Below are 15,875 nucleotides of genomic sequence, written 5' to 3' on the forward strand. Positions count from 1 at the left end.
CGCGTGCGGCGCCGGCCGGTGCGAGCACCGACGTGCGGGCGGTCGCTCAGCCCTCGTCGTGCGTGTCTGCCGCCTCGACCTCTTCGCGGGTGACACCGAGCAGATAGAGGACCGTGTCGAGGAACGGGAAGTTCACCGCCGTGTGCGCCGCCTCGCGGACCACCGGCTTGGCATTGAAGGCCACGCCCAGCCCAGCCGCGTTCAGCATGTCCAGGTCGTTGGCGCCGTCACCGATCGCCACCGTCTGCGACAGCGGCACCCCGGCCTCCGCGGCGAACCGGCGCAGCAGCCGCGCCTTGCCCGCCCGGTCCACGATCTCCCCGGTGACCCGGCCGGTCAGCCGGCCGTCGACGATCTCCAGCGTGTTGGCCTGGGCGAAGTCGAGCCCCAGCCGTTCCTTGAGATCGTCGGTGACCTGGGTGAAGCCGCCGGAGACGACGCCCACCTGGTAGCCGAGCCGCTTCAGGGTGCGGATCAGGGTGCGGGCGCCCGGGGTCAGCCGGACCTCCTCGCGCACCTTCTCCACCACCGAGGCGTCCAGCCCCTTCAGCAGCGCCACGCGCGCGTGCAGCGACTGCTCGAAGTCCAGCTCCCCGCGCATCGCGGCGGCCGTCACCTCGGCGACCTTGTCCTCGCAGCCGGCGTGCGCGGCGAACAGCTCGATGACCTCGTCCTGGATGAGCGTGGAGTCCACGTCCATGACCACCAGCCGCTGGGCGCGCCGGTGCAGGCCCGCCGAGACGACCGCGATGTCGACACCCAGTGCCGCGGCGTCCGAGGCCAGCGCCGTGCGCAGCGGCTCGGTCTCCACACCGGATACGGCGAACTCCACCGCGGTCACCGGGTACTTGGCGAGCCGGAAGATACGGTCGATGTTGCCGCCGGCCTTCGCGATGCGGGCGGCGATGGCGGCCGTCGACTCGGCGGTGAGCGGGTGCCCGAGAACGGTCACCAGGGACCGCCCGTGGCCGCGCGGCCGGTTGTCGCCGTGCCCGGAGATGATCTCCGCCTGCATCTTCATCGACTCGGCCCAGCTGTGCACGGTCGCCCGCAGATCGCCCTCGAGGCCGGCCGGCGGAGGGGTGACCAGCACGCACAGCACGAGGCGGCCCCGGGTGACGACCTGCTCGATGTCGACCACGTCGACGGAGAAGGCGGCCAGGGTGTCGAAGAGGCCGGCCGTGATGCCCGGCCTGTCCTTGCCGAAAATCTTGACGAGGAGAGTGGGGCCCTCAGAGGTCTGCGAAGCGCTCATGGTGTCACCACCGTATCCGGCACCCAGTGCCTCACGCCGCCGAGGTCCGCCTGACGGACACCGAACAGTGGATGTCGGTGCGGTGTCGGGGATCTTGCAGCCATGAAGACACCCCGCCCACCTGCCTGCACGCGGGATGTCTCAGCTGGCCGCCCTCACCCGCCGCCCTTCGGGTGCCGGGGCGGGGGTGGGGGCGGGGGAGGCCATGTGGAGGCTTCCGGTCCCGGCGAGGGGTCGCCCGACCGCGAAGAGCGACGGCGTCGTGGCGGTGGGGGAGCGGGATCGAGCGGCCGGGCGATGGTCGGGGCGCCGTACAGATCGTCGTCGGCAGCGGGGGTCGGCGCGTCCCGCAGTTCCCCGGGCGCCGGGAGGCGTACCCCCTCGGACACCTGGAGGTAGGGATTCGTCCCGGGGCCGGGCGGCTGATACGGCGGCCTGGGCGAGTACGGCCCACCCAGGCCGCCGGCCCCCACGTCCCCGGCCACCGCGCTCCCGCCCTCCACGTTTCTCTCCGCCCCCGCAGGTCCGCGCAGGGGCCCCGCCCCCGCGCTCCCGCAGGTCCGCGCAGGGGCCCCGTCCCCGTGCTCCCGCAGGTCCGCGCAGGGGCCCCGTCCCCGCGCTCCCGCAGGTCCGCTCAGGGCCCCGCCCCCGCGCTCCCGCAGGTCCGCTCAGGGCCCCCGGCCCCCGGCCCCCGCTCCCGCAGGTCAGCGCGCACCAGCCGAGCCCGCCCAGGAGCGTCGCCGACGTGTCCACGGTGATGCCGACCGCCGCTTGGCGTCGGTCAGATCGCCGACCCGGTCCGGCAGCAGCCCGCCCAGGTCACCCAGACCGGTAATGCCGGGCCGCCGCCCCCCCCAGACCGGGAATGCCGGGCCCGCCGCCCCCCAGGCCGGGCATGCTCGGCCCGCCGCCCCCCTCGCCGCCCCTGCCCGGCAGATGGTTCCGGGCGGAGCGCGCCGCCGTCGATGGTGACGACGTCGTGGCCCGCCCAGGCCAGTCCGCCCAGGCCAGTCCGCCCAGCATCGCCACGAAGAGCACGACCACCGTGCCCGCACGCGCGAGGAGTTCGGCGGGCGCGATCACAACTCCGGCGGTGCGCAGGGACCGTAGGAAGAACCACGACAGCGGCAGCGCCCCGACCAGGCTCACCCCGAGTGGCGTGATCTCGACGGCGCTGTGTGCCTCGGCCCCTTTCATCCCGAAAGCGGACACATCGCCGGACGGCACGACCGAACCCCTCGCCCCCAGGACCACAACGGCCGCCGTCAGGGGGCCCGGTGAGGCCGGTGCGTCGGCCCGCAGCAGGTGCAGTCCGAGCGCCGCCGTGCCCGCCATCCCCATCAACGCCCAGCTCACCGCGGCGATCGCGGACAGCGCGATGTCCGTCCAGGGCAACCTCGTACCGTGCCGCGCGGTTTCGGCGCCCGTGGCAGCGCTCATGGCAGACCCCCGGATCCATGACCCGGCGACACAGCCGCACTTGTCCCCCTCGCGTGGGAATACCACTCTCCGGCCCGATTTCAACCCCGTCAACGGGGCGAGCCGGAGCGCACCCGGGCCCGCACGGCAAGGCCCGGGTTTCGGTCAGAGGGCCGAGCCTGAAATAGTTCCCCACGATGTTCGACATCCCTAGACTCCCTGTGTTGGGGGTAATTCGGGGGACAACTCAGTGGGGCATGGAGTGCCGGAACTCGTACTGGAATCAAATGGACGTACCTGGACGCTCGATCCGTCCAGGCCTTACACCCTCGGCCGGGATCCGCAGGGTGACGTCGTCTTCGACGACGCCAGGGTCTCCTGGCGTCACGCCACGGTCAGCTTCGACGGCCGCAGTTGGGTCGTCGAGGACCACGGCAGCACCAATGGCACGTTCGTGCAGGGGCAGCGGATCCACCGGGTGGAGATCGCGCCCGGCTCGGCGCTGCACCTCGGCAACGCGACGGACGGGCCGCGGCTGGATCTGGCCGCGGCCACGGCCGCCGTCGGCGAGGCCGGCCGGCAGCCGCAGGCGGCGGCGCCGTACGCGGCCCAGGGCGCCGGGGCTCCCGGCTGGGCCCATCAGCAGGCGCCGGCGCACCAGGCGCCCGCCCACCAGCAGGCGCCGCAGCCCGGCTGGCAGCAGCCGCAGCAGGCGCCCGCATTCCCGCAGCAGACCGGGCCCGCGGAGCAGTACGCACAGAAGATCCCCGGTGGTGCCGCGGGGGCGCCGCCGGTCCACGGCGACCGCAGCCCGACCACGTTCCACCAGTTCTCACTCGGTCGCGTGATGCGCATCGGCCGTGCCCTGGAGAACGAGCTGGTCGTCTCCGACCTGCAGGTATCCCGGAACCACGCCGAGTTCCACGCCACCCCCGACGGCCGCTTGGAGATCCGCGACCTCGGCTCGCACAACGGCACGTACGTCAACGGCCAGCCGATCGCCAAGGGCGGTTCGGCGCTGCTCGGCCCGAGCGACATCGTCGGCGTCGGCCACTCCACCTTCCGGATCGTCGGCGACCGCCTCGAGGAGTTCGTCGACACCGGTGAGGTCTCCTTCTCCGCACGCCACCTGACCGTCACGGTCGACGGCGGCAAGCAGATCCTGAAGGACGTCTCCTTCGGCGTCCCGGAGAAGTCGCTGATCGCGGTCATCGGCCCGTCCGGCTCCGGCAAGTCGACGCTGCTCAAGGCGCTCACCGGCTACCGCCCCGCCAACGAGGGCGAGGTGCTCTACGACAACCGGAACCTGTACAAGCAGTTCGCCGAGCTGCGGCAGCGCATCGGTCTGGTCCCGCAGGACGACATCCTGCACAAGGAGCTGACCGTCAAGAAAGCCCTGAAGTACGCGGCCAAGCTGCGCTTCCCGGCCGACACCACGGGGCAGGAGCGCGACGCGCGCATCGAGGAGGTGCTGCGCGAGCTGAAGCTGGACATCCACAAGGACAAGAAGGTCACGTCCCTGTCCGGTGGCCAGCGCAAGCGGGTCTCGGTGGCCCTGGAGCTGCTCACCAAGCCGTCGCTGATCTTCCTGGACGAGCCGACCTCCGGTCTCGACCCGGGTATGGACCGCGACGTCATGCAGTTGCTGCGCGGCCTCGCCGACGACGGCCGCACGGTCCTGGTCGTCACCCACTCGGTGGCCGAGCTGGCGCTGTGCGACAAGCTGCTGGTGATGGCGCCGGGCGGTGCGGTCGCCTACTTCGGCCCGCCGGAGGAGGCGCTGAACTTCTTCGGCTACGACAGCTGGGCCGACGTCTTCTCCGCCTTCGAGAACTACCGCGACTACGACTGGGCGGGTCGCTGGAAGGGCTCGCAGCACTACCAGATGTACGCCGCGGACATCGACGCGGTCGCCCCGCAGTCCGTGCACATGCCGCCGCCGCAGGCCATCAGGCCGCCCAAGCCGCAGGGCTGGGGATCGCAGCTGATGACGCTGATCCGGCGCTATGTCTCGGTCATCGCCTCGGACAAGGGCTTCCTGGCGCTGACGGTGATCCTGCCCGCGGTCCTCGGCGCGGTCAGCCTGCTGATCGACAGCGACAAGGGTCTGCTGGTGAACGCGGCGGTCAACCCGAAGACGGGCCTCCACGTCCCGAACGGCACGGCCACCACCGTCCTGCTGATCCTCGCCGTCGGCGCCTGCTTCGCGGGTGCCGCGAACTCGGTCCGCGAGCTGATCAAGGAACGGGTCATCTACGAGCGGGAGCGCGCGACGGGCCTGTCCCGCTCGGCGTACCTGATGTCCAAGGTGGTCGTGCTCGGCGCCGTCACGGTGCTGCAGGGCCTGATGGTCGGCCTGATCGGCTTCGCCGGCCGTGAGATCCCCGCCGAGGGGCTCGTCCTGGGCGGCTCGACCCTGTTCGAGCTGTGCCTGCCGATCATGGCGCTGGGCTTCACCTCGATGATGTTCGGCCTGGTGATCTCCTCGCTGGTCAAGACCGCCGAGAAGACCATGCCGCTGCTGGTGATGTTCGCGATCATCCAGGTCGTCTTCACCGGATGCCTCTTCACCCTGCACGGCACGCTGGGCGTGAACGAGTTCTCGTACCTGATGCCGTCCCGCTGGGCGGTGGCCGCGGCCGGCAGCACGCTGGACTTCAACAACATCGCGCCGAACACCGACGACCCGACGAGCACCGATCCGCTGTGGGACCACGCGGTCTCGGCCTGGGGTCTGGACATGGTCGCGCTGATCGCGCTCGGTGTGGCCTGCGGCTTCCTCGTGGCCCGCTTCCTGCGCCGCCACGAGCCGGAGGTCATGCGGAAGTAACGCGGTACGACGCGAAGGGCGGCACCCCCCGAGGGGTGCCGCCCTTCCGCGTTACTCAGAGGTCCGCGCCGACCCTCAGTACGCGCTGTTGACGTTGTCGATCGAGCCGTAGCGGTCGGCAGCGTAGTTGGCGGCGGCGGTGATGTTGGCGACCGGGTCGTAGATGTTCCACGAGGTGCCGGGGACGTGGTACGTCTTGAAGGTCGGCGGGATGACCTGCAGCAGACCCTTGGACGGGATGCCGTTGATGGCGTTGATGTCCCAGTTGTTGATGGCCATCGGGTTGCCGGACGACTCACGCATGATGTTCTTGTGCAGGCCGTGGTAGCTGCCCGGGATGCCCTTGGACTTCATGATGTCCAGGGCCTGGCGGATCCAGCCGTCGAGGTTGTTCGAGTAGCTCTTCGCGGCGACCGGCTGCATCGCGACGCGCTTGGCGGAACGGCTCGCGGTGGCCTGGGCGGCGCGCTCCTGCGCGGCCTTCTTGACCGCGGCGGCGACGGCGGCCTTCTTCGCGGCGGCCTCGTCCACGGCCTTCTTCTGTGCCGCGAGGGTGTCGAGCTTGACCGTCTGGGTGGCGAGCTGGTCGGTGACCGTGCCCTTGACGTGCTGCAGGGCCGTGCCGGTGGCGACCTGGGCGGTCGTGGCCGGGGCACCGGTGGTCACCGTCTGGGCGTTGCTGGGAACGGCCGAGAAGGCGATCGCGGCGGTGCCGAGGGCGGCGACGCCGGCGACGGCGATCTTGTGCTGCTTGGTCACGTTACGACTAGCTCGGCTGAGGATGTTCTTAGGCATGGCTGAAGACCTCTTCTGTAGCGCGGAGGTCGCTCCTGCGTCCGCCGGGGGACTCGGTTCCTCCCACACGAACGCCGCGGGGAAGAACCCACGGCGCTGAGCGACGAGAGCAATTCTTAGCGGGCGCAAAATCCTGTGGCAAAGGTGTGACGTACGATCCCCGGTAGTGGATCAGGGAAGGGCAAATCGGGACAGAGTGGGCTGTCTGTCCCGTTCATATGGGGCGGTTTATCTCCTATGCACTTTCGTACGTGATGTGCGCCCTATGCGCGGGCTCACACCGGACCGGAGCTGGTCTCACCCCGAGTTGCCGTTGCAATGCTCTGCGTGAGGGTTCTCCTCCGGAAGGACGAGACCCACGGCGGCGCCCTCCTGCCACAGGCAGACGGCGCCCGGCACCTCCTCATGAACAAGGCCGACCCCGCCATGCACACGGCCGACCCCGCCATGAACAAGGCCGGCCCCACCGCCCTCGCGCGAGCGGCGGCGGACTACGGCGACGGACCTAGGTCCAGCGGCCGAGTGCCGGCCGTCACCGGGCCGATCCGCGCTGTCACACCCCGCCGGTACCGTGAGGAACATGAGTCAAGGCCCCCGGTCCGGCCTCGCCGCGGTCAGCTCCGCGCTGCTGGCCATGAGCAGGCACCTGGAGGTGCGCGACGTCCTCAAGACGATCGTCGCCTCCGCCCGCGAGCTGCTCGACGCCGAGTACGCCGCCCTGGGCGTCCCGGACGACCACGGCGGCTTCGCCCAGTTCGTCGTGGACGGCGTCAGCGACGCCCAGTGGAAGGCGATCGGCCCGCTGCCCCGCCAGCACGGCATCCTCGCCGCGATGCTGCACGACGCCCGGCCCGAGCGCCTCGCCGACGTGCGCAAGGACCCCCGCTTCGAGGGCTGGCCCGCCGCCCACCCCGACCTGGCCGACTTCCTGGGCGTGCCCATCCGCGACGGGGACGAGGTGCTCGGCACGCTCTTCCTCGCCAACAAACTGCGCCCCGCAGGGGGCCACGCTCCGTGTCCGAAGCCGGACGGAGGCTGCGGCTTCACACAGGAGGACGAGGACCTGCTCGACCTCCTCGCCCAGCACGCCGCCATCGCCCTCACCAACGCGCGCCTGTACGAGCGCAGCCGCGAACTGACCATCGCGGAGGAACGCTCCCGCCTCGCCCACGAGCTGCACGACGCGGTCAGCCAGAAGCTCTTCTCCCTGCGCCTGACCGCCCAGGCTGCGGCCGCCCTCGTCGACCGGGACCCCGCCCGCGCCAAGGGCGAACTGCACCAGGTCGCCGCGCTCGCCGCCGAGGCCGTCGACGAGCTGCGGGCCGCCGTCGTGGAGCTGCGGCCGGCCGCCCTGGACGAAGACGGCCTGATCGCCACCCTGCGCGCCCAGACCCAGGTCCTCGACCGCGCCCACAGCGCGCGCGTGACCTTCACCGGCACCGGGTTCCGTGCCGTGCCCGCCGCCCAGGAGGAGGCCCTGCTCCGGGTCGCCCAGGAGGCCCTGCACAACGCCCTGCGCCACTCCGGCGCCGGACACGTCGACGTGAGCGTGCGACGGCGCGGCTGCGGGGCCGTCCTGCGCGTCACCGACGACGGCAGCGGCTTCGACCCGAAGACGGTCCGCCGGGCCGGACGGCACCTGGGCCTGGTCTCCATGCGGGACCGGGCGAGCGGGGTCGGCGGCTCGCTGACCGTTGAATCGGCGCTCGGCAAGGGCACCACGATCGAGATGGAGGTCCCCGGTGGATGAAGCGATCAGGGTGCTCCTGGTCGACGACCATCAGGTCGTCCGCCGGGGTCTGCGCACCTTCCTGGAGGTACAGGACGACATCGAGGTCGTCGGTGAGGCCGCCGACGGCGCCGAGGGGGTCGCCCGCGCCGAGGAGCTGCGGCCCGACGTCGTCCTGATGGACGTCAAGATGCCGGGCATGGACGGCATCGAGGCCCTGCGCAGGCTCCGCGAACTCGACAACCCCGCGCGCGTGCTGATCGTCACCAGCTTCACCGAGCAGCGCACGGTCGTCCCGGCGCTGCGCGCGGGCGCCGCCGGATACGTCTACAAGGACGTGGACCCCGACGCCCTGGCCGGTGCCATCCGCTCCGTGCACGCGGGTCACGTCCTGCTCCAGCCCGAGGTCGCCGGCGCCCTGCTCTCCCAGGAGGAGGGCAACTCCGGCCAGGGCAGAGGGGGTTCGCTCACCGAGCGGGAGCGGGAGGTGCTCGGCCTGATCGCGGACGGCCGCTCCAACCGGGAGATAGCCCGTGCGCTCGTCCTGTCCGAGAAGACCGTCAAGACGCACGTCTCCAACATCCTCATGAAGCTCGACCTCGCCGACCGCACCCAGGCCGCACTGTGGGCCGTCCGCCACGGTGCGACCAGCTGAGACGTCCTGCGCGGGGCCACCCACGGCGGTCCGGGGAGTTCCGGTCCGGACTGAGATTCATACCGTCGTGGGAATGTCACCCGGATGGCGCATCCTCCGGCGATCTCCACCGTTCTCCAGTGCGTGCCACGGCGAACCGCCGTGGTGAGCGTCCAGGAGGGGTTGAAAGTGAAGAACCTGAAGAAGGCGGCGGCCGTGACGATGGTGGCCGGTGGACTGGTGGCCGCCGGCGCGGGCCTGGCCTCCGCCGCGGACGGTGCCAAGGCGGCCGGCGAGGCCCACGGCTCCCCGGGGGTCGTCTCGGGCAACGTCATCCAGGCCCCGGTGCACGTCCCGGTGAACGCGGTCGGCAACAGCGTCAGCGTCATCGGCGTGCTGAACCCGGTCTTCGGCAACCTCGGCGTCAACCACTGAGGCTCAGCCGGCATCGACCTCAGGCCTTCCGGGTACGCCGGAGGGCCTGAGGTCTCCCCGTGACCCGGCGTCGAGCCGGCGTACGGCGACGGCGCCCGGCGGGGGCGGCCGGCCGGTCAGCGCACCCCCCGGCGGGGGCGGCCGGCCGGTCAGCGCACCCCCCGCTCCCGTTCCTCCACGATCGAGTTGAAGGCCGCCACCTGCGCCCGCCGGGCCGTCCGCTCCACCGGCCGCAGCGCAGCCCCCCGCGCCGCCATCTCCGAAGCGCTCACCGCACCGCCGTGCCCGTGGTCGTACGCCATGGACACCAGCAGGCCCACGCGCTGCGCCAGCTCCAACACCCGGACCGCACGCGGCGGGTACCCCGGCGCCAGCACCTCCCGCCCCCGCTCGGCCCGCGCCCGGTACGCCTCGATCGCCGCCTGGGCCACCGGACCCGACCCGGCGACATCCAGCTTCGCCAGCATCTCGGTCGCCTCCCGCAGCGCCTCCGCCAGCTCCCGTTCCGCCTCGCCCAGCGAGGGCACATCGGCCGGCGGCGCCTCCCGCACCGGCAGCACGTGCCAGATCACCTCGGCGTGCACATCGCCCTCCGGCCCGGCCTCGTGCACCGCCGGCACCAGCCCGAGGGGGGCACCGAAACAGACCACCGCCTCCTCGGCCGCCAGCGCGCGCGCATTGAACTCCGGCGGCCCGCTCAGCCCCAGCGGATGACCGGGCGCCGGAAGCGCGACGCGCAGACCGGTCACCCCCAGCGCCCGCAGCCGGCCCAGCGCGAGCGTGAGCCCGACCGGCGCGGACTCGTCGGGCAGCCCCTCCACCCGGTGCACCGCGTCCTCGCCCACGACGGCGAGAGCGGCGTCATCCGGCGAGACAAGTCCGGCGAAAAGGGCATTTCCCCAAGCTGCAAGGCGTCCTGAACGCGGTTCCGAGAGCATGCCCCCACCCTAAGGACCGGACCGATGGAATGGAGCGGGAGACTCGTGGCGTAGATTTCATATGGGCTGCGCCCACAGGCGCGGCGGACCGAGCCACAGGCGTACGCGACAGCCGCGACCGGCCACACTGCAAGGGGAGACAACGCGCTCATGAGCGATGTTCTGGAGCTTCAGGACGTATCCGTGGTCCGCGAGGGCCGGGCTCTGGTGGACCAGGTCTCCTGGTCGGTGAAGGAGGGCGAGCGCTGGGTCATCCTCGGCCCCAACGGCGCCGGCAAGACCACCCTGCTGAACGTCGCCTCCAGCTACCTCTACCCCAGCAAGGGCACCGCCACCGTCCTCGGCGAGACCCTCGGCAAGCCCGGCACCGACGTCTTCGAGCTGCGCCCCCGGATCGGCATGGCCGGCATCGCCCTGGCCGACAAGCTCCCCAAGCGCCAGACCGTCCTGCAGACGGTGCTCACCGCCGCCTACGGCATGACCGCCGGCTGGCAGGAGGAGTACGAGGACGTCGACGAGCAGCGCGCCCGCGCCTTCCTCGACCGGCTCGGCATGAGCGACTACCTCGACCGCAGGTTCGGCACCCTCTCCGAGGGCGAGCGCAAGCGCACCCTCATCGCCCGCGCCCTGATGACCGACCCCGAGCTGCTCCTGCTCGACGAGCCCGCCGCCGGCCTCGACCTCGGTGGCCGCGAGGACCTCGTCCGCCGCCTCGGCCGACTCGCCCGCGATCCCATCGCCCCCTCGATGATCATGGTCACGCACCATGTCGAGGAGATCGCCCCCGGCTTCACCCACGTCCTCATGATCCGCCAGGGCAAGGTCCTCGCCGCGGGCCCGATCGAACTCGAGCTGTCCTCCCGCAACCTCTCCCTCTGCTTCGGACTTCCGCTCGTCGTCGAGCAGGTCGGCGACCGCTGGACCGCCCAGGGCCTGCCCCTGTCCTGACCCCGGCCCGAGCCCGCCCCGCTCCCCTTCGCGCCCTGTCCGCCGCCGGACCGGGGTCCTACCATGACCGTGTGAACGACATCGACGCATGGGTGTGGTGGCTCGTCGGCGCGGCGGCCCTCGGAATCCCCCTGGTGGTCACCGCCATGCCCGAGTTCGGCATGCTCGCGGTGGGAGCGGTCGCGGCCGCGATCGCCTCCGGCCTCGGCCTCGGCGTCGTCCTCCAGGTCCTCGTCTTCGTCCTCGTCTCCGTCGCCCTCATCGCCGTCGTCCGGCCCATCGCGGCCCGCCACGACAGGCAGCGCCCCCAACTCGCCACCGGCATCGATGCCCTGAAGGGCAGACAGGCCGTCGTGCTCGAACGGGTCGACGGCTCCGGCGGCCGCATCAAACTCGCCGGAGAAGTCTGGTCGGCCCGCGCCCTCGACAACGGCAGCGCCTACGAAGTGGGCCAGGAGGTGGACGTCGTGGACATCGAAGGAGCCACCGCGATCGTCATCTGAGGTATCCGGCCCACGAGTTGGGCGACGGTCTGTCAGACTCGACCAGCAAGATCTTCAGCAGCCACGAGTCCTGCCGAAGACGCCGAGGCGGAGAGAGGTACGGGGAACACGATGGAACCGGTCATCATCGTCCTGATCATTCTGGTGGTGTTGGTCTTCATCGCCCTGATCAAGACCATCCAGGTCATCCCGCAGGCCAGCGCCGCCATCGTCGAGCGCTTCGGCCGCTACACGCGGACGCTGAACGCGGGCCTGAACATCGTGGTTCCGTTCATCGACACCATCCGCAACCGCATCGACCTGCGCGAACAGGTCGTACCGTTCCCGCCCCAGCCGGTGATCACCCAGGACAACCTGGTCGTGAACATCGACACCGTCATCTACTACCAGGTGACCGACGCACGGGCCGCCACCTACGAGGTCGCCAGCTACATCCAGGCCATCGAGCAGCTCACCGTCACCACCCTGCGCAACATCATCGGCGGCATGGACCTCGAGCGGACCCTGACCTCCCGCGAGGAGATCAACGCGGCGCTGCGCGGCGTCCTCGACGAGGCCACCGGCAAGTGGGGCATCCGCGTCAACCGCGTCGAGCTCAAGGCCATCGAACCGCCCACCTCCATCCAGGACTCGATGGAGAAGCAGATGCGCGCCGACCGCGACAAGCGCGCCGCGATCCTCACCGCCGAAGGCACGCGCCAGGCGGCCATCCTCACCGCCGAGGGCGAGAAGCAGTCCCAGATCCTGCGTGCCGAAGGTGAGGCCAAGGCGGCCGCCCTGCGCGCCGAGGGCGAGGCCCAGGCCGTCCGCACGGTCTTCGAGGCCATCCACGCGGGCGACCCGGACCAGAAGCTGCTGTCCTACCAGTACCTGCAGATGCTCCCGAAGATCGCCGAAGGCGACGCCAACAAACTCTGGATCGTCCCCAGCGAGATCGGAGACGCCCTCAAGGGCCTCTCCGGCGCGATGGGCAACTTCGGTCCGCTGGGCGGCGGCGGTGGCGGTCAGGGCAACGGAGGCACCGTCCCGCCGCAGCACAACGGCACCCCCGGCAGCGAGCGCCGCGAGAGGCCGAGCATCGACTGAGGGTTCCTCCGCCCTGAGGGGGCCCGGGGGACCACCAGCGGTCCGGAAACCACCAACGGGCGGGACACGACCAGCGGTCCGGAAACCACCCGCGGGCGGGACACGACCCGCGGGCCGGACACAATCCGCGCCGGCCACCCGAACAGGGCGCCACGGCCCACGGTCAGGCGGCTTCCCCCACCAGCCAGCCCGGCAGAGCCGCGAAGTCCTCATGCCCCAGCGCGAGCAGCATCGCGTCGGCCGGCGTCGGCTCGAACGGAGCGCGCAGCAGCGCCATCCCGGCCTCGTCCGGAGTCCGGTTCGCTTTCCGGTGATTGTCCTCCGCACACGCGGCCACCGTGTTCAGCCACGTGTCCTGCCCACCCTTCGACCGCGGCAGCACGTGGTCCACGGTGGTGGCCCTGCGCCCGCAGTAAGCGCACCGGTGCCGGTCCCGGACCAGCACGCCCCGCCTCGACCACGGCGCTTGTCTTCGGAACGGCACCCGTACATAGCGGCACAGCCTGATCACCCGCGGCGCGGGTATGTCCACCTCGGCACCGCGCATCCGCAGTTCGGGATGGGCCTGCTCGACGACGGCCTTGTCCTGCAACACCAGAACGACGGCTCGGTTCAGCGTCACCGTCGACAGCGGCTCGAAGCTCGCGTTCAGCACCAGCGTGTCCCGCATCCAGCCCACCTCCCGTGTGCGTCCGCCCACCCCCCGGCGGGCTTGGATCAACTCTGGACGGGCGCGCCGAGATGGACAACGCAATAAAAAATGCCCGCCCCCGATCACTTCCAAGACCGGAGGCGGGCAAACGTTCAATGAACGCTCGGCTGAAACAGAGTGCTCTCAGCTCTGGGCGGGGACCTCGTACTCACCGATGAGCCGGCCGCGCGCGATCGTGTGGAACCGCAGATTGAAGCCGACGACGGCCGGAGAGGCGTCCGAGTCCGGACCGAGCTTCTCCTGGTCCACCGCGTACACCGTGAAGACATACCGGTGCGAGCCGTCGCCGGGCGGCGGGGCGGCACCGCCGAAGTCCTTCGACCCGTAGTCGTTCCGCGCGTGCACGGCGCCCTCGGGCAGCCCCTGGAACTTGCCGCCGCCGGCGCCGGCCGGCAGCTCCGTCACCGAGGCCGGGATGTCGAACAGGACCCAGTGCCAGAACCCGCTGCCGGTCGGCGCGTCGGGGTCGAAGCAGGTCACGGCGAAACTCTTGGTCTCCGCGGGGAAACCCTCCCACCGCAACTGCGGCGAGGTGTTGCCCTCCGCCTGGACCTGGTCGCCCTTGAGCGTCGCACCCTCCTCGATGTCCTCGCTCGTCACCGTGAACGACGGCACGGGCGGATGGAAGTCGTGGGGGAGCGGCCGCCGGTTGAGCTCGGTCACCTCGGTACCTCCTGGATCGATGACTGGAATCAGTGGTTCCCGAGCCTAGAACCAGTTGCGCTTGCTGCCGACCTCGGACAGCCACTGGTTCAGGTAGGCCGCCCAGTCGGTCCCCTGCCAGTCGTTCAGACCCACCTGGAAGGAGCGGAAGGTGTCCGAGCCCTCGCTGAAGAGCCCCGGCTTCTTGTCCATCTCCAGGATGACGTCCATCGCCTGCTCGTCGGCGACGAAGCTCAGCTCGACCTGGTTCAGCCCCCGGTACTGCGACGGCGGGAAGAACTCGATCTCCTGGTAGAAGGGCAGCCGCTGCCGCGTCCCGCGGATGTGACCGCGCTCCATGTCCGCGCTCTTGAAGCGGAAGCCCAGCTGGATGAAGGCGTCCAGGATGGCCTTCTGCGCCGGCAGCGGGTGGACGTTGATCGGGTCCAGGTCGCCCGAGTCGACGGCCCGCGCGATCTCGAGTTCGGTGGTCACACCGATGTTCATCCCGCGCAGCGTCTGACCGTCGATCATCGTGACCGGCGTCTCCCACGGGATCTCGAGCCCGAACGGCACCGCGTGGACGGCACCCGCACGCAGCTGGAAGGCGCCGCCGAGCCGCACCTTGGTGAACTCGATGTCCTGCTTGTACTCCTGGTCACCGCTCTCGACCTCGACCTTTGCCTGCAGGCCCACGGACAGACCCTCGATGTCCTGGTCGACGGACCCGCCCTGGATCCGCACCTCACCCTGCACGACCCCACCGGGTACGACGTTGACCTCGGTGAGCACCGTCTCGACCGAGGCCCCACCGGCACCGAGGCTCGCGAGCAGCTTCTTGAACGCCATTGACTCTCCCTTTACGAATGGACCCTCGCCCCGTACAAACGCGATCCGCCCCCGGCCGGTTCCGCCGGGACGGTGACCCGTCTGGACTACCCTCGGACGGCATGATCGCGCCCCCGGACCGTACGCCACTGTCCCGTGACTTCTTCGACCGCCCGGTCCTGGAGGTCGCCCCCGATCTCCTCGGGCACATCCTGGTCCGGACGACACCCGACGGTCCCATCGCGCTCCGCCTCACGGAGGTCGAGGCGTACGACGGCCCGAACGACCCCGGCTCGCACGCCTACCGCGGACCCACGGCCCGCAACGCGGTGATGTTCGGCCCGCCCGGACACGTGTACGTCTACTTCACCTACGGCATGTGGCACTGCATGAACCTCGTCTGCGGGCCCGAGGGCCGGGCGAGCGCCGTTCTGCTCCGCGCGGGGGAGGTCGTGGAGGGCGCCGAACTGGCCCGCAAACGACGACTTTCGGCCCGCAACGACAGGGAACTGGCCAAGGGTCCGGCCCGACTCGCCACGGCGCTGGAGGTCGACCGGTCCCTGGACGGCACGGACGCGTGCGCCTCCGGCGAGACCCCCCTGAGGATGCTGAGCGGTGCGCCCACCCCGCCCGACCAGGTACGCAGCGGCCCGCGGACCGGCGTCGCCGGCGAGGGCGGAAGCGGCGACCTCCATCCCTGGCGCTTCTGGGTGGCCGACGATCCGACCGTCAGCCCCTATCGCGCGCACGTGCCGCGGCGCCGACGAAGTTGACGAGCCCCGGGGAGGTGCGTAATGTATCCCGAGCCGCTGAACCGGGTACGGCGATCGCCTGCAGCCGGAGCGGCCAACCCACTACCTAGCTACACCCCTTCAGCGGGGTCGATTCCGGCGCGCCCGCGTGCCCGAATTCGAACCCGCGGGACTCGATTATGAGTCGCCGGGAGAATCGGCTAACGTAGTGAATGTCGAAAGGCCGACAGGCGAAAGCCGAAAGCCCCAGACAAATCCCGCCGACCGGGAATCGGACGCCGAAAGGATCTGATAGAGTCGGAACCGCCGGAAAGGGAAACGCGAAAGCGAGAACCTGGAAAGCACCGAGGAAATCGGATCGGAAAGATC

The 15,875-nt window shown here is 70.8% G+C and carries 15 protein-coding genes; 8 read left to right on the top strand and 7 right to left on the bottom strand.

Annotation, left to right across the window (positions count from 1 at the left end; translation table 11 throughout):
* Positions 1 to 46: 46 nt before the first annotated feature.
* The gene (gene serB / locus ACGFT2_RS31875; protein WP_393285106.1) at positions 47 to 1,255 is read right to left on the bottom strand and encodes a phosphoserine phosphatase SerB; all 1,209 of its coding nucleotides are present in this window, start codon (positions 1,253 to 1,255) and stop codon (positions 47 to 49) included.
* Positions 1,256 to 2,074: 819 nt separating this feature from the next.
* A complete protein-coding gene (locus ACGFT2_RS31880; RefSeq protein ID WP_393285109.1) occupies positions 2,075 to 2,695 on the bottom strand; it encodes a streptophobe family protein in 621 nt (206 codons plus the stop codon).
* A 241-nt stretch (positions 2,696 to 2,936) separates the two neighbouring features.
* On the opposite strand from ACGFT2_RS31880, the gene ACGFT2_RS31885 reads away from it, so the two are divergent.
* Positions 2,937 to 5,504 (top strand): FHA domain-containing protein, encoded by a 2,568-nt coding sequence (locus ACGFT2_RS31885; RefSeq protein ID WP_393285112.1) that lies wholly within the window; start codon positions 2,937 to 2,939, stop codon positions 5,502 to 5,504.
* Between the two features lie 75 nt (positions 5,505 to 5,579).
* Here ACGFT2_RS31885 and ACGFT2_RS31890 read toward each other — a convergent pair whose 3' ends face one another.
* Positions 5,580 to 6,299 (bottom strand): transglycosylase SLT domain-containing protein, encoded by a 720-nt coding sequence (locus tag ACGFT2_RS31890; protein WP_393285115.1) that lies wholly within the window; start codon positions 6,297 to 6,299, stop codon positions 5,580 to 5,582.
* Between the two features lie 580 nt (positions 6,300 to 6,879).
* On the opposite strand from ACGFT2_RS31890, the gene ACGFT2_RS31895 reads away from it, so the two are divergent.
* The 3 genes from ACGFT2_RS31895 to ACGFT2_RS31905 all read left to right on the top strand — a co-directional run bounded on the left by ACGFT2_RS31895 (position 6,880) and on the right by ACGFT2_RS31905 (position 9,097).
* Positions 6,880 to 8,049, top strand: coding sequence for a GAF domain-containing sensor histidine kinase (locus ACGFT2_RS31895; protein WP_393285117.1), 1,170 nt, complete (start codon positions 6,880 to 6,882; stop codon positions 8,047 to 8,049).
* Positions 8,042 to 8,683 carry a response regulator gene (locus ACGFT2_RS31900; RefSeq protein ID WP_393285120.1) on the top strand — a complete coding sequence of 214 codons (642 nt, stop codon included), beginning with the start codon at positions 8,042 to 8,044 and terminating at the stop codon, positions 8,681 to 8,683. Before ACGFT2_RS31895 ends, ACGFT2_RS31900 begins: the two co-directional genes overlap by 8 nt.
* Positions 8,684 to 8,851: 168 nt before the next feature.
* Positions 8,852 to 9,097, top strand: a complete 246-nt coding sequence (locus ACGFT2_RS31905; protein WP_353605341.1) for a chaplin — start codon at positions 8,852 to 8,854, stop codon at positions 9,095 to 9,097.
* A 149-nt stretch (positions 9,098 to 9,246) separates the two neighbouring features.
* On the opposite strand, the gene ACGFT2_RS31910 is transcribed toward ACGFT2_RS31905, so the two are convergent.
* Complete coding sequence (locus ACGFT2_RS31910) at positions 9,247 to 10,035, bottom strand: hypothetical protein (RefSeq protein WP_393285123.1); 789 nt, start codon at positions 10,033 to 10,035, stop codon at positions 9,247 to 9,249.
* 150 nt (positions 10,036 to 10,185) lie between these two features.
* Between ACGFT2_RS31910 and ACGFT2_RS31915 the strand changes: the two genes are divergently transcribed.
* The 3 genes from ACGFT2_RS31915 to ACGFT2_RS31925 all read left to right on the top strand — a co-directional run bounded on the left by ACGFT2_RS31915 (position 10,186) and on the right by ACGFT2_RS31925 (position 12,572).
* On the top strand, positions 10,186 to 10,983 hold the full coding sequence (locus tag ACGFT2_RS31915) for an ABC transporter ATP-binding protein (RefSeq protein WP_393285126.1): 798 nt from the start codon (positions 10,186 to 10,188) through the stop codon (positions 10,981 to 10,983).
* 71 nt (positions 10,984 to 11,054) lie between these two features.
* Positions 11,055 to 11,486: an NfeD family protein gene (locus tag ACGFT2_RS31920; protein ID WP_393285128.1), complete on the top strand. Its 432-nt coding sequence runs from the start codon at positions 11,055 to 11,057 to the stop codon at positions 11,484 to 11,486.
* A gap of 111 nt (positions 11,487 to 11,597) precedes the next feature.
* Positions 11,598 to 12,572, top strand: coding sequence for an SPFH domain-containing protein (locus tag ACGFT2_RS31925; protein WP_393285131.1), 975 nt, complete (start codon positions 11,598 to 11,600; stop codon positions 12,570 to 12,572).
* Positions 12,573 to 12,735: 163 nt separating this feature from the next.
* On the opposite strand, the gene ACGFT2_RS31930 is transcribed toward ACGFT2_RS31925, so the two are convergent.
* The 3 genes from ACGFT2_RS31930 to ACGFT2_RS31940 form a co-directional block, all read right to left on the bottom strand.
* Positions 12,736 to 13,242 (bottom strand): HNH endonuclease, encoded by a 507-nt coding sequence (locus tag ACGFT2_RS31930; protein WP_393285134.1) that lies wholly within the window; start codon positions 13,240 to 13,242, stop codon positions 12,736 to 12,738.
* Between the two features lie 165 nt (positions 13,243 to 13,407).
* Positions 13,408 to 13,947, bottom strand: a complete 540-nt coding sequence (locus tag ACGFT2_RS31935) for a YbhB/YbcL family Raf kinase inhibitor-like protein (protein ID WP_393285137.1) — start codon at positions 13,945 to 13,947, stop codon at positions 13,408 to 13,410.
* Between the two features lie 45 nt (positions 13,948 to 13,992).
* Positions 13,993 to 14,775 carry a sporulation protein gene (locus ACGFT2_RS31940; protein ID WP_393285139.1) on the bottom strand — a complete coding sequence of 261 codons (783 nt, stop codon included), beginning with the start codon at positions 14,773 to 14,775 and terminating at the stop codon, positions 13,993 to 13,995.
* 101 nt (positions 14,776 to 14,876) lie between these two features.
* Between ACGFT2_RS31940 and ACGFT2_RS31945 the strand changes: the two genes are divergently transcribed.
* Complete coding sequence (locus ACGFT2_RS31945) at positions 14,877 to 15,527, top strand: DNA-3-methyladenine glycosylase (RefSeq protein WP_393285141.1); 651 nt, start codon at positions 14,877 to 14,879, stop codon at positions 15,525 to 15,527.
* The last annotated feature ends 348 nt before the right edge of the window (positions 15,528 to 15,875 follow it).

This window comes from Streptomyces sp. NPDC048514, from assembly GCF_043199955.1.
Lineage (GTDB): Bacteria > Actinomycetota > Actinomycetes > Streptomycetales > Streptomycetaceae > Streptomyces.